This window comes from Bradyrhizobium dasycarpum (assembly GCF_042019905.1).
Lineage (GTDB): Bacteria > Pseudomonadota > Alphaproteobacteria > Rhizobiales > Xanthobacteraceae > Bradyrhizobium > Bradyrhizobium japonicum_B.
Genome location: NZ_CP169574.1, coordinates 1,905,240 through 1,923,338, shown reverse-complemented (window position 1 = coordinate 1,923,338; position 18,099 = coordinate 1,905,240). Strand labels below are relative to the sequence as shown.

Annotated in this window: 12 protein-coding genes and 2 pseudogenes; 9 read left to right on the top strand and 5 right to left on the bottom strand. The window is 61.2% G+C overall.

Annotation, left to right across the window (positions count from 1 at the left end; translation table 11 throughout):
* Positions 1 to 482 precede the first annotated feature (482 nt).
* The 4 genes and pseudogenes from ACETMP_RS09655 (at position 483) to ACETMP_RS09640 (ending at position 7,741) form a co-directional block, all read left to right on the top strand.
* The gene (locus tag ACETMP_RS09655; RefSeq protein ID WP_375160744.1) at positions 483 to 2,978 is read left to right on the top strand and encodes an Ig-like domain-containing protein; all 2,496 of its coding nucleotides are present in this window, start codon (positions 483 to 485) and stop codon (positions 2,976 to 2,978) included.
* A gap of 96 nt (positions 2,979 to 3,074) precedes the next feature.
* Positions 3,075 to 5,007, top strand: a pseudogene (locus tag ACETMP_RS09650) (type I secretion system permease/ATPase).
* Positions 5,004 to 6,317 carry an HlyD family type I secretion periplasmic adaptor subunit gene (locus ACETMP_RS09645; protein ID WP_375160743.1) on the top strand — a complete coding sequence of 438 codons (1,314 nt, stop codon included), beginning with the start codon at positions 5,004 to 5,006 and terminating at the stop codon, positions 6,315 to 6,317. Before ACETMP_RS09650 ends, ACETMP_RS09645 begins: the two are co-directional and overlap by 4 nt.
* Positions 6,318 to 7,126: 809 nt before the next feature.
* On the top strand, positions 7,127 to 7,741 hold the full coding sequence (locus ACETMP_RS09640) for a transglutaminase-like cysteine peptidase (protein ID WP_375160742.1): 615 nt from the start codon (positions 7,127 to 7,129) through the stop codon (positions 7,739 to 7,741).
* Between the two features lie 46 nt (positions 7,742 to 7,787).
* Here the strand turns inward: ACETMP_RS09640 and ACETMP_RS09635 are convergent, their stop codons facing one another.
* The 3 genes from ACETMP_RS09635 to ACETMP_RS09625 form a co-directional block, all read right to left on the bottom strand.
* Positions 7,788 to 8,789 carry a methionyl-tRNA formyltransferase gene (locus ACETMP_RS09635; RefSeq protein ID WP_375160741.1) on the bottom strand — a complete coding sequence of 334 codons (1,002 nt, stop codon included), beginning with the start codon at positions 8,787 to 8,789 and terminating at the stop codon, positions 7,788 to 7,790.
* 1 nt (position 8,790) lies between these two features.
* Positions 8,791 to 9,753, bottom strand: a complete 963-nt coding sequence (locus ACETMP_RS09630; protein WP_375160740.1) for a hypothetical protein — start codon at positions 9,751 to 9,753, stop codon at positions 8,791 to 8,793.
* A gap of 139 nt (positions 9,754 to 9,892) precedes the next feature.
* Positions 9,893 to 10,732 (bottom strand): 2OG-Fe(II) oxygenase, encoded by an 840-nt coding sequence (locus ACETMP_RS09625; RefSeq protein ID WP_375160739.1) that lies wholly within the window; start codon positions 10,730 to 10,732, stop codon positions 9,893 to 9,895.
* Between the two features lie 273 nt (positions 10,733 to 11,005).
* Here ACETMP_RS09625 and ACETMP_RS09620 point away from each other — a divergent pair, with 273 nt between their 5' ends.
* A complete protein-coding gene (locus ACETMP_RS09620) occupies positions 11,006 to 11,227 on the top strand; it encodes a hypothetical protein (RefSeq protein WP_375160738.1) in 222 nt (73 codons plus the stop codon).
* 42 nt (positions 11,228 to 11,269) lie between these two features.
* Here ACETMP_RS09620 and ACETMP_RS09615 read toward each other — a convergent pair whose 3' ends face one another.
* Entirely contained in the window at positions 11,270 to 11,914 is a 645-nt protein-coding gene (locus ACETMP_RS09615) for an H-NS family nucleoid-associated regulatory protein (RefSeq protein ID WP_375160737.1), read from the bottom strand.
* Between the two features lie 626 nt (positions 11,915 to 12,540).
* On the opposite strand from ACETMP_RS09615, the gene ACETMP_RS09610 reads away from it, so the two are divergent.
* Positions 12,541 to 13,227, top strand: a complete 687-nt coding sequence (locus ACETMP_RS09610) for a LuxR C-terminal-related transcriptional regulator (RefSeq protein WP_375160736.1) — start codon at positions 12,541 to 12,543, stop codon at positions 13,225 to 13,227.
* A gap of 643 nt (positions 13,228 to 13,870) precedes the next feature.
* A pseudogene (locus tag ACETMP_RS09605) lies at positions 13,871 to 14,152 on the top strand (hypothetical protein); the annotation flags it as partial.
* Positions 14,153 to 14,989: 837 nt separating this feature from the next.
* Here ACETMP_RS09605 and ACETMP_RS09600 read toward each other — a convergent pair.
* Positions 14,990 to 15,235, bottom strand: coding sequence for a Crp/Fnr family transcriptional regulator (locus tag ACETMP_RS09600; RefSeq protein WP_375161874.1), 246 nt, complete (start codon positions 15,233 to 15,235; stop codon positions 14,990 to 14,992).
* Positions 15,236 to 15,924: 689 nt separating this feature from the next.
* Here ACETMP_RS09600 and ACETMP_RS09595 point away from each other — a divergent pair.
* Positions 15,925 to 16,293: a DUF2200 domain-containing protein gene (locus ACETMP_RS09595; protein WP_375160735.1), complete on the top strand. Its 369-nt coding sequence runs from the start codon at positions 15,925 to 15,927 to the stop codon at positions 16,291 to 16,293.
* A gap of 248 nt (positions 16,294 to 16,541) precedes the next feature.
* The gene (locus tag ACETMP_RS09590) at positions 16,542 to 17,849 is read left to right on the top strand and encodes a cation:proton antiporter (RefSeq protein WP_375160734.1); all 1,308 of its coding nucleotides are present in this window, start codon (positions 16,542 to 16,544) and stop codon (positions 17,847 to 17,849) included.
* Positions 17,850 to 18,099 lie beyond the last annotated feature (250 nt).

The window sequence follows — 18,099 nt, the reverse complement described above, 5'->3', positions numbered from 1 at the left end:
TTATTTAATGTGTTGCGGACGGTGAAATTGGTCTTCGTGCCTGCTCGTCAATCATGATCGCTGGCCCGGTCGCTAGTTGGGGCGAATCTTTTCTGTGAAGTGCATGATGGGCGTATTTTACGCCAATCTGATCGCCGCTAAAACGAAAACGCTTTTGATTCCCGTGGCGTAGATTTTTCCTGCGTATTTCCGAAAACAAGAATCTGGCGGCGCTTGCGGCGAAATGACCTTGGCGGAGCCGTGGTCTTGTCAAAAAAAGGCCTTCTGCTGACGACCATTAACGCCCTGCAAGCGCGTCACCGGCGTATCTCGATCATGATTAAATCGAGAGCGCAAATCCACAATAAATGCTGGTGACGATTAACGGGGAATAATACAGAAAAGACGGAGAGACCATTTTGGCGACCACAACGAATGCATGGCCTGACGCAACGAACACCGGCGTGCCTGCGGGGGTAACGCTCACTCCTTCGGGAGACGTAGTGATTACGCAGGCGGGGGCGGTGGTTTCGGGACTCAACATCACCGGAAGCGTCTACATCAAGGCGGACAACGTGACGCTTGAGAACTGCAAGATCACGTCTGGCGGATGGGCCGGGGTGACCATCGATTCCGGAGTCTCGGGCGCAGTCGTCCAGAATTGCACCATCGATGGTACCGGCCGGGCACCGGATGGCACGGGCAATCAGGGCATCATGGGGAGCGGCACGTTCATCGGAAATAACATCTTCAACGTGGAGAATGGCATCGTTCCCGGGAGCAACTCCGTCATCCAGGGCAACTACATCCACGATCTCCAGGCAGGCGGATCGCCGCACTATGACGGCATCCAGATCGATGGCGGCCTTTCCAACATTCAGATCAACGGCAATTCGATCATCAACCAGTGGGGGTGGACCTCGGCGGTCATGATCGACAACGGCTTCGGGCCGGTCTCGAACGTCACAGTCACCAATAATCTGCTAACCGGTGGCGCTTACACCGTATACGCGGACTCCAATCTGGGCACGGCCTCGATCACCGGTGTGTCGTTCACCAACAATCACATTGGTGGCGCGCAGTACGGCGACGCGTTGATCCGCGGGAACAGTTCGGTGTTCTCCGGGAATTACACGGACGGCGCGCAGCTGGCGTCGACGCTCAATACGTCGGCAAATAGCGGTACGCCGACGACCTCACCGACGACGCCCCCCGCAACGCCGGAAGTCCCGGCAGCGCCGGCCATCGCATCCTGGTCGCCAGATACCGGCAAGACCGGCGACGGCATCACTGACGCCAATCAGATCACTCTGCACGGCACCGCCGCGGCTGGCAGCACCGTGAAAGTCTATGACGGTTCGACGCAGATCGGCACGGCGACCGCGACTTCGACCGGAAGCTGGGACTACATCACCAAGGTCTTGACCGATGCGAAGCATACGTTGACGGCGACCGCGACCAACTCGTCGGGTCAGACGAGCGTGGCATCGGCTGCGGTGGCGGTCATTGTCGACACCAAGGCGCCAGCTGCACCGACGATCGCGAGCGACACTGTCAACTCTGCCAACCAGGTCGTTCTGTCGGGGACCGCTGAAGCGAACAGCACGATCAAGGTGTTTGACGGAACGACTCAGGTCGGGACGGCGACAACCAGCTCGAGCGGTGCGTGGAGCGTCACGACGTCTGCATTGTCGACCGGTTCGCACGCCTTGGCGGCGAAGGCGACCGACGTTGCCGGCAACGTCAGCGCTACGTCGGCGGCCGTGGATGCGATCATTGGCTCTGGAACGACGACGGGCTCCACCGGTTCGGGCACGTCCGGTTCAGGGACCTCGGGTAGCACCGGCTCGGGCACGTCGGGCACGGGCACCACAGCGCCCGCCGCGCCGAAGATCGCCTCGTTCTCAAACGATACCGGCACTGCCGGTGACCACATCACAAGCGACAAGACGGTGACCCTGGCGGGGACTGCGGTTGCGAACAGCACGGTCAAGGTGTTCGACGGCGCGACCAAGCTCGGCTCGGCCACGGCGGATGCGAACGGAGCGTGGCACTACACCACCGCCGCGCTGCCGGACGGCAAGCACAGCTTCACGGCGACCGACACGGTCTCTGGCGTGACCAGCAAGGCATCGACTGCGCTGGATGTCACGGTGGATACCGCTGCCCCCGATGCTCCGGTGCTGTTGAGCGATCCGACCACGCATAACCGCGCAACGGTCTCCGGAACGGCGGAAGCCGGCAGCTCGATCAAGCTCTATGAGGGCACGACCCTGCTTGGCACCACGACCGTTGCAAGTGACGGCGACTGGAGCGTGACGACCCCGAATCTCACGCACGGGTCACACACCTTCACCGCGACGGCGACCGACCCAGCCGGCAACACCAGCGCCTTGTCGCAGCCGATTGATCCGCCGATTGGCTCGCACAGCGGCGGCGGCACTTCGACGGTGGAGATTACCAATGTGCGCCAGCACTGGGATCACACGGCAACGATCAAGGGCACGGCCGATCCCAACAGCGAGATCAAGCTGTATGACGGCACGACCTCGGTCGGTTCGTCCACGACGGACGCCGACGGCAAGTGGAGCTTCCAGACCTCCGACCTGTCGGGCAAGTCCCACGCCTTCACCGCGGAGCAGGTCGACACGACAGGCCACGTGGTCGGAACCAGCTCGGGCGCGGCGATGATCGGCTCGGGCCGCAGCGACACGCTGACCGGCACCACCGGTAACGATGTCATGGTTGGCAAAGCGGGGGCGGATACGTTCCAGTTTGCGCCGAACTTCGGCCAGGATGTTATCAAGGACTTCGCTGCCCGCGGACCTAGTCACGACACGATCGAGTTCAGCAAGAGCGTATTCGACAGTTTTGCGAGCGTTCTCTCTCACGCGGCCCAGTCAGGCCACGACGTCGTTATCGCGACGGGGAGCGACACTCTCACATTGAAGAACACGCAGCTCGACAAGCTGAACAGCCACGACTTCCACTTCGCGTAGGGGACGGCTCGCCAGACAAAAACTGGTACTCAACAATTGCCTCGGGGGATCTCTCAGGGGATCCCCCGCATAGGCATGACTAAAGGGGCAGGTGTCATGACTGATACTGGACGGCGGGGGATAATTCCCCCGCCTGCAGAATCTTTATCGGATCCCAATTATGCATTTGTCAGGACTATGGTCGGCCGGGCGCCGGCTGGCGAATGAGACCGAACCGTCGACGTCGCGGCTCGTCGGCTGGGCAAGGCGCTTCGTTGAAGCCCTTCGGCAACGGATATTCGTCGGTCGTTTCCGGCCGACGGAGGACTATGAGGAGCCGCAGTCAGAGATGGCCGCATTTCTGCGGTCTTGCCGCAGGATATTCTGGGCGCTCGCGGCCTTCAGCGGGATGAGCAATCTCCTCATGCTCACCGGCTCGTTCTTCATGCTGCAAGTCTATGATCGGGTGCTGCCCGGGCGCAGCATACCGACGCTGATCGCCTTGATGGTCCTGGCCGCGGTGCTCTACCTGTTTCAGGGTGGGCTCGACTTCGTCAGAAACAGGATCAGCGCGCGGGTCGGCCGGTACTTCGATGAAAGGCTCGGCGTTCGCATCTTCGACGCGCTTGTTCGTCTGCCTCTGAAGACGAGGGCCGATGGCGACGGCTTGCAGCCGGTGCGAGATCTTGATCAGGTCCGCAGCTTCCTGTCGAGCGGCGGGCCGACCGCGCTCTTCGATCTGCCGTGGATGCCGATCTATCTGGGCGTTTGCTTTCTCTTTCACTTTTGGATCGGCGTCACCGCTCTGGCAGGTGCGTTGGTGTTGATCGGCATTACCATGCTCACGGAAACCCGGACGCGGGGGCCGGCGAAGGCGTCCTCGCGTCTCGCAGTCTCACGAACGGCGCTGGCGCTCGAGGGCCGACGAAATGCCGAGGTTCTGCAGGCCATGGGCATGCGGCAACAGGCGGCGTTGCGGTGGCGCGATGTCAACGCGAAGTACCTCGCGGCCCATGAGCGGGCCAGCGATGTCGCAAACAGCCTCGGAGGCGCTTCCAAGGTCTTTCGGGCAATCCTGCAGTCGCTGGTTCTTGCCGTCGGCGCAGTCCTTGTCATCAATCAGGAATCGACGGCCGGCATCATCATCGCTGGATCGATACTCAGCGCGCGGGCCTTGGCGCCCGTCGAATTGGCCATTGCGAACTGGAAAGGGTTCGTCGCTGCGCGGCAGTCGGGACAACGGCTTGACGCTTTGCTGAAGCTTCTGCCCAGCGAGGAAGAACGGCTGGCATTGCCTCCTCCTGTTGAAGCACTCACCGTCGAGCATCTATCTATTGGCGCGCCGAACTCGGAGAGGCCCAGCGTCCATGAAGTGTCGTTCCAACTGCGGAGCGGGCAAGCTGTCGGAATCATTGGACCGAGCGGATCCGGAAAGTCGACGCTCGTCCGAGCGCTGGTGGGGGTATGGCCGTGCATTCGAGGCCGGATACGGCTGGACAACGCCGCGCTGGAGCACTGGTCTTCGGACGCCCTCGGCAAGCACATTGGTTACCTTCCTCAGGATGTCGAATTGTTCGACGGCAGCATTGCGATGAACATCGCGCGGTTCGATCCGCAGGCGACGGCCGCCGCTGTGCTGGAGGCCGCGCATGCCGCGGGTGCGCACGATCTTATCCTCTCCCTTCCGGATGGGTACGGCACGAAAATCGGCGAGGGGGAATGGCGCTGTCGGCAGGGCAGCGGCAGCGTATCGGGCTCGCACGTGCCTTCTACGGCAAGCCGTTCCTGGTCGTGCTCGATGAGCCCTCGTCAAACCTCGATGCCGAGGGCGAAGAGGCGCTGACCGAGGCGATCCTGAACGTGCGTCGCCGCGGCGGGATAGTCGTCGTTGTTGCCCATCGTCCAAAGGCGCTTGAAGCCGTAGACCATGTCTTGTGTCTCGGGGAGGGCAGGGTTCAGTCCTTCGGAAAGAGAGGAGGTCCTCAGGAAGGTCTTGCGGAATCCCGTGCCGCTCAAGGTGGTGGCGGAAGCTCAAGGAGGCAGCCGATGAGCGGCCAGGTGGCGCCGGCGATGCAATCGATCCAGCGTTACATGATCGTCGGTATGATCATGTTGGGTCTGGTCACTTTCGGGATCGGCGGTTGGGCAACGACAAGCCAATTGTCGGGCGCGGTGATCGCTCAGGGCGTCGTCGTGGTGGATTCGAGCGTCAAGAAGGTTCAGCACGCCACTGGCGGAATCGTGGGTGAGTTGCGCGTGCGACAGGGTGATCGGGTCAAAGCGGGCGACGTTTTGATCCGCCTCGACCAGACGCAGACGCTCGCAAATGCGACGATCGTCACCAATAGCATCGATGAGCTGCTGGCGCGACAGGCGCGCCTCGAGGCCGAGCGCGATGGTGCCGAGCAGGTCGTGTTTCCAAAATTGCTGCTCGACCGGGCCAGGGATAGCAACTCCGAGGCGAGCCGTGCGATCACCGCGGAGCGGAAGTTGTTCGACCTTCGCCGTCAGGCGAGGAGCGGCCAAAAAGCGCAACTGCAGGAGAAAGGCGCGCAGCTGGAAAACGAAATCAAGGGCTATACGGGTCAGACCGAGGCCAAGCAGAAGGAAGTCGAATTCATCCGCCAGGAGCTCGAGGGTGTGCGCACCCTCTGGCAGAAGAATCTGGTGCCGATCACGCGGCTCAATTCCCTCGAGCGCGACTCCGCCCGCATCGAAGGCGAGCGCAGCCAGCTTGCAGGAATGATCGCTCAGTCGAAGGGCAAGATCTCCGAAATCGGACTCCAGATCATTCAGATCGACCAGGACCTCCGAACGGAGGTCGGCAAGGACCTGATCGAAACGCGCTCGAAACTCTCCGAGCTGGGCGAGCGCAAGACAGCGGCGGTCGACCAGTTGAATCGCGTCGATATCAGGGCGCCGCAATCCGGCCGCGTCCATGAGCTCAGCGTCCATACGGTCGGAGGGGTGATCTCTCCTGGCGAGCAAATCATGCTGATCGTACCCGATGCGGACTCGCTTGCGGTCGAGGTCAAGATCGCACCGAAGGATATCGACCAGGTCTATGTGGGGCAGACTGCGACAATGCGCTTCGCAGCCTTCAACCAGAAGACCACGCCCGAAATCGATGGCGAGGTCAGCATGGTCTCGGCAGACATCACGCAGGATCAGCGTGCCGGCACGAGTTACTACACAGGCCGCGTCCTGCTGAAGCCGGAAGGGCTGGCGGAGCTCGGGGCCGCAAAGTTGCTGCCCGGCATGCCAGTCGAGGTCTTCATCAAGACGGCAGGCCGGACCGCGCTTTCATACCTGCTCAAGCCGCTGCAGGATCAGGCCGGGAGGGCGTTTAAGGAGCGCTGAGTTGGTGCAAGATGGCAGCAGCGCTCGACTGCATGGATCCGGGACCGGCGTGTTTTCCCTGCGCGTCGGTGTCGCGACCAGCCGAAGAAGGCACGGCCGGGCGGTCGCAAGCACCGAGGACGGGCGCGCCGGCCCGACGCGCGCGCGTCTGAAACCGGACCAGCGATGGCGCTCTGGTTTGAAGGACCCGTAGCAGCATTTTGGCTATCGGCGCGCTGTAGAAAATCCGGTGGAACGAGCGTAATGAGATCGTCCACCTCCCGGTCACCCGCGGTAAACCGCGGAGCTTTCGACGGAGCGACCGCGCTGGATGTCGTTTCTCTCCCCGCGAGACGATGGGGCGCTCGAATGATCGTCCGCTCAGGACGTCCATTCGCCTGGCATGCAGCCTCATTGTGGCTACGAAGCCCAGTAGCAAAGCTTCAGCTCCGAGAATGACGAGTAGTTCGACCGGCATGCGACTGGTCCCGCCCGAGATCGCCCGTTTGATGGTTTGACCCCGGTAATTTTTCAAATCAACGATTAAATTACGTTGGTGGCAAACAATTATTGCGCCGCTGTGCGGAGCGAGCCCTTTGCCGCGCGCCGCTTCAACACCATCCACCCGAATATACATCCGCGATCGAAGCGGTGTCGCTCCCCGTTTTCGGCGCGTCGGCACAGTTGCGCGCGTCGCGCATGAGCGACGGATTTAATATTTATGGCTATTTAAATATAATTGAATATAATATATTAAATAACGATTATGTGGGTCGGGCGTTTGCGCCGGCTGGACCGACACGGTTTGACGCACGGAGGGGGATCGGCAGATGCAGCGAACCTCGGGCCCGGTCATCGCAGCGGCCATAGCAATCGTCATCGGAGGCGTTCAGTGGGCGCGAGCGGCTTTGCTGGTCACGCCGAGAGTCCCCCAGGCGGATTCTGCGCATATCGAGCTGGGGCGCCCGGCTCTGCCGCCCCTCACTTACACGGTGTTTTGCCTGCGCTATCAGGCCGAATGTCGCCCGCGACGCTCCTTTCGAGGCGGCCCGATCCGGTTGACCGAGAAGCGATGGGCAGACCTGCGGGAGATCAATCGTACCGTCAATCTGGCGATAGAACCGGTCCGCAACGAGCTTGGTCTTTCGGGCGAGGTATGGACTATCCACCCCGCGCGTGGCGATTGCAACGATTACGCGGTGAGCAAGCGCCACGACTTGCTTCGGCGCGGCTGGCCCTCGCGCGTCCTCCTATTGGGCGAAGTCGTCGTCAGTTCCGGTGAACATCATCTGGTGCTTCTCGTGCGTACCAGAAGCGGCGATCTGGTCCTCGACAATCTCACGTCACAGATCAAGCCGTGGTCGCGGACGTCCTATCGCTGGGTTCGCGTGCAGAGCCCGGGCCCTGACGGGCTGTGGGCCACGGTTGGACGGGAAGGGGTATGAGACAGGAGCTAATGCTCTGAGCCTTCCCTTGCCTGAATGGTTGTGCTTACTCGGGAGCGCATTTGAGCTGCTCCAGCGAGGCGAGCCTATCTTCAAGCGCAACGATCCGGTGGAGAAGGTCGAGACGCGACAGCCCGAGGGTCGCTCGCGTCGATCCGATGACGGAAGCGGCAGCACACGGCCGCTCGGAATTGGGAGGAAGGACGCTGAACAGGCGCAGCACGCCGTCGCCAGTCAACACATCCACCCAGCCATCGGTAGGCGACCGCCCGACGATCCGGCCTGGTACGCGGCCGATATAGCAGGGCGCGTCAACCCGAGGTGAAGCGTTGGCAATGATGAGCCGATGGCCGCCAAGATGGGTGAAGGCACCAGGAAATGGCGGCGTTAAGCCGCGGATCAGCCGGTCGATGGTATCGGTAGGTTGCCGCCAGTCTATCTCTCCATCTTCCGGAACACGGGCGCAGCCATAGGAGGCATGGTCGGTATTTTGAGACGTGCCCTGGTAACCGGTGATCGCTCGTACCACGACCCCGCCGAGTTCGCGTTCCTGAATCGCGTTGAGGCGCTCGTAGAGCGCGGTGACCGTGTCATCCGCGCCGATCGGGATAGCCTGCTGAAACAGCAGATTGCCGCCGTCGAGTTCCGGGATGACGAGATGAATGCTGATGCCGGCAGTCGTCTCGCCATTGATGATCGCCCAGTTGACGTTGGCGCGACCGCGATAGTGCGGCAAAAGTGAATAGTGGACGTTGACGAAGCGGCACAATGCGAGAATGTGCGGCGGGATGATCCTATCGAACGAAGAAATCACAACGGCCGCCGGGCGCGCGTCCGCGATCACTTTCCGAAGTTGTGCCAGTTCCTGCAGCTCCGCGATCGGGATGTCGCGATTGTTCGCAAATGACCTTAGCGCGCCCGCCTCGGGCTGGTCCGGTTTTCGGAAGATCTGCACTACGCGGCACCGCGCCGCCAATGAGCGAAGCGCCGTGAAGCCGGTCGGTCCGTCCGCGAGGAGTACGACGTCGGGCAGGAGCTGCTCTGTCATGTCACCCCTGCCATGGTACGAGCTGGGCGAATCCATCTCGCGTCAAGGTGCCGCCGCGGCGAACCCATTCGGCCGCGCGCAAGCCGCCCGTTTGCAATCGTACGATCGGCTCGGGACCGATCTCGGACAGAAGAATGCCCATGTGGCCCTGTCCGACAGACTGCATGGGCCAGACCGCGAGACCGTTGGCTTGCAGCGCCGCTCGATCTATGTCGCCCCAGAACTGCACCACAATCGCGCCGGCAGGGGCGCATGCAGCCAGATGCGCAGCCTCTCCCTGGCCGACGCGCGGCGAGTCCGCGGGCCGCAACGCGACGACGAAGGCGTCCCACGCGCCGCGATGGACCGCCGCAACGCTGTTGAACGCCTCGACGTTCGCGCCCAGGCGTTGAAGCCCGTTCTGCACCGGGGCAAGGAAGTCATTGTCGCAGAGCAGGCCGATGCTGTTGCCGAGGACCGCCAGACCACAGTCGTGCAACTGCTTCACGGCGAGCGGGCCCAGGAACGAGAAGACATCGACAGCGGGGTGCCGCTCGTTGACGCCGACCACCGGGATCTTGCGCCGTGCGCACGCCTCGATATCGAGGTCCTCATGACGAAATTCCCAAGCCTCGAACATCAAGGCAATCACGGCGTCATCCCGCAGTTGGGCGATCAGTTCGGCTGTAAGAGGACGAAGGTGGCCACTGTTGGTTAAGATGTCGACGCTGTGGAGTACCTCAGGACTTATCGTGCCCAGAATCTCGATGCGATCAGCGACGCCCAGCGGGGCTGCGAGCTCCAAAGTCTCCCGCTTGGCGTCGGACACGGTCCCATGGCGGCCAGATTTCGTGAACGCGTAGACGTGCTTGGCTCCTGCCATTGCAGCAAGCACCGGGGTCACGGCATACGCGCCGGTCGCGGCTTCGGTCAGCACAGTCATTCCCGACATATCCAGCCCGGTGTCCGCGAGGGCGAGCTTCATCAGCGTTCGCAGTCGAACGGGCGAGAAGCCGGGCCTGCGAAGAACCCTCGTTTCCGCATCGCCAGGTCGCAATTGCACGGCCGTCGTTTGGTTCCCGGTCATTGATCGATCCTGTTGTTGCCGCTGAAAGAGGCCAGCTTCATGGTTCTTTCGACCGGCGCACTCCGGATATCCGATCGCGCGCTGCCCGGAGCACGTTGTAGAGTGGGTCGGGTATGAGCGTACGAAGGTGATCCTGCCAACACATTCGCTCGATCGCTTGATCCTCGCCTGGTCGCGCGGCCCAATACCGGACGCGGCGTTCGCCCGACGCGGCGACGCGGCGCGTTGTCGTGTAGTAATAGGATGCGACTGAAAGGCGCATTCGACCAGGCGGGCAGGTGACCGGATCCGGAAGGCCGTGAAGGGTGGCGCCGTGCGTCTCCCAAAGGATCATGGTGTTGAACCGCGGGAAGATGCGGCATCCAAGCGCGGACATATCCGCAGGCCACAATTCGAGGCTGCCGCCGTAAGCCTCGGGCCAATCCCGATTGAGATAGACGAGCAAATTGACCCGGTGGAACAGCCCGGTCGTCGGGTGAACTTCGAAATCGCGGTGAATCTTCGTGAAGCCCCCTGGAGGCGTTCGATGTACTCCCGCAAATTTGTGTGTCGGATCGCAAAGAAGATCACGAACGCCCGTGACCGCCGAAATGAATTCTCGGAAGCGGGCACTGTCCACCAGGTTCAGCAGATGCTGGGTGGCCGGCCCCAATCCATCCGATATCTCCTGCTTCACCAGGCAATCAGTATTCGTGGTAATCAGACGTGCCTCTGGGAGGGCGGTGCATTCGGCCGCGGCCACGTCCAACAGCCTCTCGGGAAAGGCGTCGTTGACGACGATGTGGGGCCAAGGTTTGGCGGCTACATATTCGTCGCGCAGAGAGTCAACGCGGGCAAGGAGGCCGCTCAGCGAGTGAAGCTGGAAATCAACATGCAATTCTGCAGACTCCGACTGTGCCTGGGGACGCTATCCCCGGGCTGTCGACCCTCCCATCAAATGTAATATTAAATCATCAAAAATTAAATGTCAAAAGTAAATACATCGGAGTCTGAGTTCAGGGCGCACTAGGGATGTCATCGAAATTGCCGTCGGATCCCGGCGCAAATGTGATCGGCCGAAATTAAACCATCAGAATCATCATATTTAATTTGCCCGCTGGTGAGCCGCGGTTTATCTTGAATGAGGCTGGGATTGGAGTAGGACGAGCTTATGACTCATCTCGATGCAGAAGGCGACGATCGTCGCGAATTCCTGAAGAGCTGCGGCAAGTTTGCCGCCGTGACCCCGCCAGCCGTGACGCTGTTGCTCTCCACCTCGCTGACCTCGGCTGCGATAGCCAGTTCAGGCGGTCGCATTGTGCGGGGCAACAATGGTTTCGGCAATGGCGGCGGTGACGGCAGCCCCAACGGGAAAGAAGATCGCGACCGATAAATTCTGCGGTGCAACGGGCAGCCGCTGGCAGCGGGGCCGGGTTCAACCGGTCCGGCGGCGCCTTTGCGCGGACGAGCGATCGATCAGGAGATCATGCAGCTTCTTACCGGCTCGAAGCTGAGCCTTCAGCCATCGGGGCTGCTTACCGCGACCCGACCAAGTTTCCGAGGGATTCTTCGGGTTCTGGTATTTCGGCAGCACTGGGGGGTAGGGGCGGCGAGAACGTTCCTCGTTCTGGGCCGCAGCGGCCGTCCCCTCAATCCTGCGAAGCCGTTCTTCGAGTTTGGCTTTCTCCGCGGTCATCCTGCGGCCAAGGACAGTCGTGACCTCATCGTAAAGTCGCCACAGCTCGGCTGTGGTCATGGACGCCCAGTCGCCGTTCTCCATGGAAGCCGTCCCCAATACCCCCGAACCGAAACTGAGGGGGATTATCAGGTCCAGCGGGGGTCCGGCAAGCGCGATCGACTTGCGCGTGCCTGGGCCCATTTCAACGTGGCGGTCGGAGTTACCGGCCGGGCCCGTGCCTTCGCATGCGCAATCGCCTTCCAAGCGCCCGCCCCTGGGGCGCCGCCTCGGCGCGAGCAACCGCTGCTCGGCCATCGACACGCGACTACGTAGGTTCTGCAATTCAGTGAATTGAATGATCAGGGCTTGATGAGTTTGACGCAAAACAGCCGAAGAATACATGTGAACACCTACTCATTGCCAACGACGCCCCTGCGACCCGTCCATTGAAGGTGCTGAATTGAGGAAATGCAGCTCCAACGTGGGGTGAGCAGCTTTCATCAGTGCTGGGACGAGCCGTGAAACGACGCAGCCGCCATTTTGTAATTACTTGCCCAGCTTTGTTTTGATGAATAGTATTACTTTTCTCCCTTTCAGAAGCGAGGCCTTCGCAGGCGTCGCTTTCGCTAAAACTTCGTCGAATGTTAGATTTGAATCGTGAAGGCACCAATATATCATTCGTAATAACGACGCCAACGAAGTTAATTGGGTGTTGACCATAATGTCAGGCAACCAGCCGGCGCACGGACGACATTTCTGAGAGAATTTCCCGGTCCATTCTGCCCTAAGTTGTTTAGGACGCGGTCCTTACGTTCGGGATTTGCGGGCTGAAGTTTTGCGGAAAGCACCGCATTCTTACGGTGCTGCGCGCATTCGCTGCGCAAGTTACGGTGGCGCGCCATAGATGTTGCCGGGCAGGCCAAGACTTGACGGCACGGCGTTACGGTCGAGCGGACTGGCTATCCTCGCGAACAGAGTGTTGGATTAAACGGCTGCACGGGGGGTTATCAGCAATAGGCAGGGGCAACATGCGCCGCATCAGAATTGTCATTGCGGATCGACATCCGATCGTCTTGCAAGGCATCAAGAGCGTTCTTGCGATGCACCGTGATTTCACCGTCGTCGCGTCTTGCAGCGATGGTGCGAGCTGCATCGAGGCCATCCGATCTCTTGTGCCGGACATCGCGCTTGTCGACGCTGCACTGCCCGACGTCAGTCCGCAGCAGATCCTCGCTCCCGCAACCGCTGTGAGCCCGAGCCTGCCGATCATCTTCTTCGCCGTTACCACGGGCGACCGTGACTTACAAAGGCTTGCCCTGGACGGCGCCTGCATCGTCCTTCCGAAAGACGCGGATCCGGAGATGCTGGTCGCGACCCTGCGGGAGGCTACGCAGGACCAAGCCGCGGTCGCGCCGAGCGCCGAGCAGGCCAGCGAGGAGCCCCGCGCCGGTGATCAGGTCCTGACGCTACTCACGGACCGGGAGCGTCAGATCGTGCGGCTCGTGTCGGAGGGTCTATCGAATAAAGCGATTGGACGTCGGCTGAATCTTGTCGACGGGACGATCAAGGTCCACCTCCATCACATTTTCCAGAAGCTGGATGTGAGCAACCGTACACTGCTCGCGGCATTGGCGATTTCGCGGAGCGAACCGCACGCAGCGTCGAGTGAGCTCAATCCTCGTGCTCTGTTGCAGCAGGATCCGGTCGAGGACTAACGGGGGCGCCTTGCGGTTCCGAAGCGTAGCAAAGCGGCGGGCTTATCGCGGTGCCAGATGCCCAATTGCGGTGCGGCAGGCCCCTTCGGCCTCGGCTAGCGTTCGAAACGGCGAGCCGCCAATCTTGATTGCAGCTTGGTTCTTGTAGAGCGGGCGCCAGCTCGCCAAGTAGCCGGTGCGGCCGTGAAAGCCCGGACCTCCGGGGCTTCCGAAACTGATGACGAACGAGAAGCCGTCGCTGCTCGCGCTCCAGATCTCCATGTCGCCCAGGGACCGATGGAATTGCAGTGGCATCGCAATGATCCAACATAATCAAATATCGCATCTATGTTAATCGTGTTAAATTGATAATAGCGATATTAAATTGCGAGAGCAACTCGAAATCGCGCGGGAGCGACAGGGTGCGTCGGAAAGTGGAAGCGGCGAGCCCGAAAATTGCCGGCAATCCTACGGCAACGCACGTTCGGCAGCGCCATTCGGGTAAATAAGATTACTGGTTGAAAAGTTATTTAATATATAATAGCGTGCGTTGAAATATTTAAATCGAGGAGTGCGTATCGTGACCCGGAACGGCAACGAAGACGACGACCGGCGGGCGTTTTTGAGAACTTGCGGAAGATTTGCGGCCGTGACGCCCCCAGTGATGACCCTGCTTCTATCCACATCTCTGACCTCCAGAGCCATTGCAAGTTCGGGCGGACTGCGTGGAGTGACACAGAACGACCGGGGGCCGTCGGTCTTCGATAATGATCGGCCGTCCGCGGCGGGGCCGGGGAGTTCCAGCGGCGGGTCATCGGGAGGTGGCGGAGCGCCGGGCGGTCCCTCTACTGGATCGTCTCGCGCCGGAGGGACATCTCGCAAGGATGGCGGATCCAGTGGCGGCGGCGGATCCGGTGGCGGATCCGGTGGTGGAGGCAAAGGGCCTTTCGCAACCGGCGGCGGCTCCGGAATTCCAACCGCTGATGGCGGGGTCGATTGCGCCGACGAAAAGAACGAGGAAAGGCGCAAGGCGGACTGCCCCGGAGCTAGTACTCGGATTTCCATCGTAACCGAAACGGGCCGGTAGGAGCGTTGTCAACGGTACGCACCTCCGTGGGCGGCTGACGGCGAGGCAATGCTGGGCCCTTGGCGCCGGCGCGCCGGACGCAAGCGTACCGACCGCAAAGCGGCCTCTCGATGCACCGCCGCGGCCTTTACGAGCGCAACATGTCACATGTTAGTGCAATTTTCCGAGGATTGCATATTTTTCCCGACTCTCGAAAGTGGGCGAGTTCTAAGAGCTCGATCAGGAGGCGCGTCATGAATAGCCCCGTTCAAGCCGGCGATCCCCGGGCTCTGCTTCGACAGCGTCTCGAAGCGCTTGTCACCGAACTCGCGGAGCTTGAGGAGCTCAGAGAAACGGTGAATAGAGAGGAGAATCGCCAGCGCGAGCTGCGGAAGGTGGGCAGGTTGCGTAGTCCAGCCCGGACCGCGAGCGGTCGTCGTAGCTTCGCAGAGGCAAAGCTCGTGCCTGTGCTACTCGGTCTCAATAAGTCCGGTTGTTGTAACGAGCGCCGCAAGGCGAATGAATGAGGGGCTTGATGCCTATAGGCAAACGGGCTCTATGAGCTTGTGCCGGCTCTTCGGCTGCCAGAGCAAGTGGAAGGCACCCCGCGCCGGCGTCCCATGAACCAGTCCAATCGCGCCACGTGAAACTATTGGATCAATTTCGCAGCTCATGACTTTGTAGCACTCGCATGCCAGCGCTTCGAGCCGCGGCCGGTCAATCTCGAGGCTGGCAGCGCCGATTGGATTTCAGTGCTCTCGATGCGCGCATTGTGCTCACGACATGTGTGACTGTGGTGCGGCGGACCCCCAGCAATTCCGACAATGTTTCCTGGGCCAGCGGGAGCAGTTCGCCGCCATTCGCTCGATCGTTAATGTGAAGCAGCCAGCGCGCCAGACGGGCTTCGACGGAATGCAGTGCATTGCATGCCGCCACGTGCTGGAGTTGCGTCAGCAACGACATCGTGAAGACCATGCACCATGGATGCGATTGCAGGGCTGCGATGTTGCGCTGCCAGAAATTGTGCGCGAGAGATCTGCAGCGCGGTCCCTGGTATGCGAACGACCGCTGTCGCGGGCGAGGCGGACGCGCCTGACGTCAAACCCACAGCCCCCTCGTGCCCGATGATCGCAGTGGCGACGGTCTGCCCGTTCGGCAACTCCGTGATAGCGGCGATCGCGCCGCTGAGCGGGAAAAAAGATGTTCGATCCGATCGCCCGATCGGACGAGCACGGAATCGCGTTGCATCACGACTTTCCTCAGCTGAGGCGGCGCGCAGCATGTTCGCTGGGCGGGCGGCAAGCTCGCGCAACTGCATAAGCTGCCGCCTTATAGAGCGAACGGCCAGGGCGTCGTCCGCGTTGTGTTGTTGCTTGTCGGCCCGCCACATCGACGGTATTGCAAAGCAGGGCACTGACAGGGACCAGCGCGCGCCCGCTCAAGTTGGCTCAGTCAATCGGCGTCGATAGTTGCTGAAACCATCGACGCTCCATAGCGAGCAAATTTTGTCTGTGGATTCAGGAGCTTTGGTCTTTGACAGAGCGGCTAGCGGCAGTTGGCCGTCAACGCCGCCGGGACTTGTCGTTACCGGTCAGCGTCTTACGGTCGCTTTGAACAATCGAGTGGGAGTAGGGCAAACACTTCAGTGACAGATGGCGCACAAAATCTACACAATGAGCTTTGCGAGCGTCTATCCGCACTACGTTGCGAAGGCGGAGAAGAAGGGGCGCACGAAGGCGGAGGTCGATCAGATCATCTGCTGGCTGACCGGACACACTCGGAAGACACTGGACAAGGAACTCGCGAAGAAAACCTCCTTTGAAGATTTCTTCGCTCAGGCCCCCCGCATGAATGCCTCACGTTCGCTCATCACGGGCATGATCTGCGGCGTCCGCGTCGAGAACATCGAAGAACCGCTCATGCGGGAAATCCGGTATTTCGACAAGCTGATCGATGAACTCGCCAAGGGCAAGGCGATGAAAACCATCCTGCGTGGCGAAGTGCCTGGCGGGTCGAACTGAGTGGTTGATCAAAGATTGTCCGCACGCTGACGCCGTCCGCATGGGCGGTTTTGGCCCCTGGAAAGCCGGCCGGCCGGATCAGAGTCGAGATCGTCGTGTCGATCCGGAAGACATGGCAGTGCTTGGCCCAGGCAATTTGGCTCGACCGTGGTCGTTCACGGTGCGCCGACTTGATCGACAGGTGTCGACAGCCCACAGAATCGTCGTCCGCGTGTGAACCGTTCTCGGCTTTGCGGCGTTGAAGCACCGTGCAGGACTCCTCCTTTGCCCCAGAACCATACATCCTGATCCTGACGGGAGCGGGTCTGCTGATCGCGCTCGTCGCGTGGCTGCCGCTCGCCCTGAAGCGGCTGCCGCTGTCTTTGCCGATCGTCTGCATTGGGATCGGTGCTGCGATCTTTTCGCTGCCGGCAGTCACGCTCCGGCCATTGCCGCTCGATTATCCCGAAGTCACCGAGCGTTTCACCGAGTTCGTCGTGATCATCGCGCTGATGGGGGCCGGCCTGAAGCTCGATCGCCCTTTCAGTTGGCGAAAGTGGAGCGTCACCTGGCGGCTGCTGGCGATCACGATGCCGATCGGAATCCTGGCAATCACGGCATTGGGCGGGTGGATGCTGGGCCTGTCCTGGATCGCGGCGCTGCTGTTGGCGGCAAGCCTGGCGCCGACCGATCCAGTGCTGGCGTCCGACGTTCAGGTCGGGCCTCCGAAGACCGGCGAAGAGGATGAGGTTCGCTTCGGGCTGACATCCGAGGCCGGCTTGAACGACGGCTTCGCCTTTCCGTTCGTGCATCTTGCGATCGCGCTCGGCTTGGCGGCGACAACCGGGGAGCCGTGGGCGGGGAAGTGGCTGCTCCACAATGTGCTGTGGGAGATTGCCGCCGGCCTGATCGGTGGCTGGCTCATTGGCCGGCTGTTCGGCTGGCTCACGTTCCACGTCCCCGCCGACACGAAGCTGTCCAGGACGGGCGACGGCCTCATCGCAATCTCGGCCACGTTCGTTTCTTACGGCGTGACCGAGCTGATCCACTGCTATGGCTTCCTCGCCGTCTTCGTCACCGCGCTGACGCTACGGCGATCGCACCGCGATCACCAATTCAACCGGCAAATGCACGACATCACCGAGCAGGTGGAGCGCCTGGCCATGATGGTCCTGCTGCTGTTGTTCGGCGGAGCGCTGGTCAGCGGATTGCTGCGCCCGCTTCATTTGGTGGACGTGGCAGCCGCGTTGGCGATCCTGCTCATTATCCGGCCGATCGGCGGGCTGATCGCGCTGGCTGGATTCGAGGCTCGCTTCTCCGAGAAGATGACGCTGGCCTTTTTCGGAATCCGAGGTGTCGGCTCGTTCTACTATCTGGCCTACGGGCTCAACCATATGGAGCTGACGGTCGGCGAGCGGCTATGGGCGATCGTTGGCCTCGTAGCGCTGTTGTCGATTCTGCTTCACGGGCTGACTGTCACGCCAGTCATGCGACAGCTCGACAGGAGTGGGGGGCGCGATCCAGACGCCGACGATGAAGCTTCGCCGCCAAGCCAGAAGGGACCGGCGCCGGCGTAGGCGGGATCAGCTTCGGTTGTGTATCGCGGCATCTGACGCGATGGATTCGATCAGGTGCCGGCGATTGTCCCTTGCCGTCCATTTCGCTGCATCAACGGCCATGCTCGCCCGCTGCAGACCGTGCGGGCGGTAGGACATTCGGGCCTATTGAGGCCGGATTGTGCCAACGATATCGTCCAGGGACAGTGCCCGCAGAATGCTTGAAACCCTCGACATCTGATGATCGAGGCAGCTGGAACCAGCGGAGGTT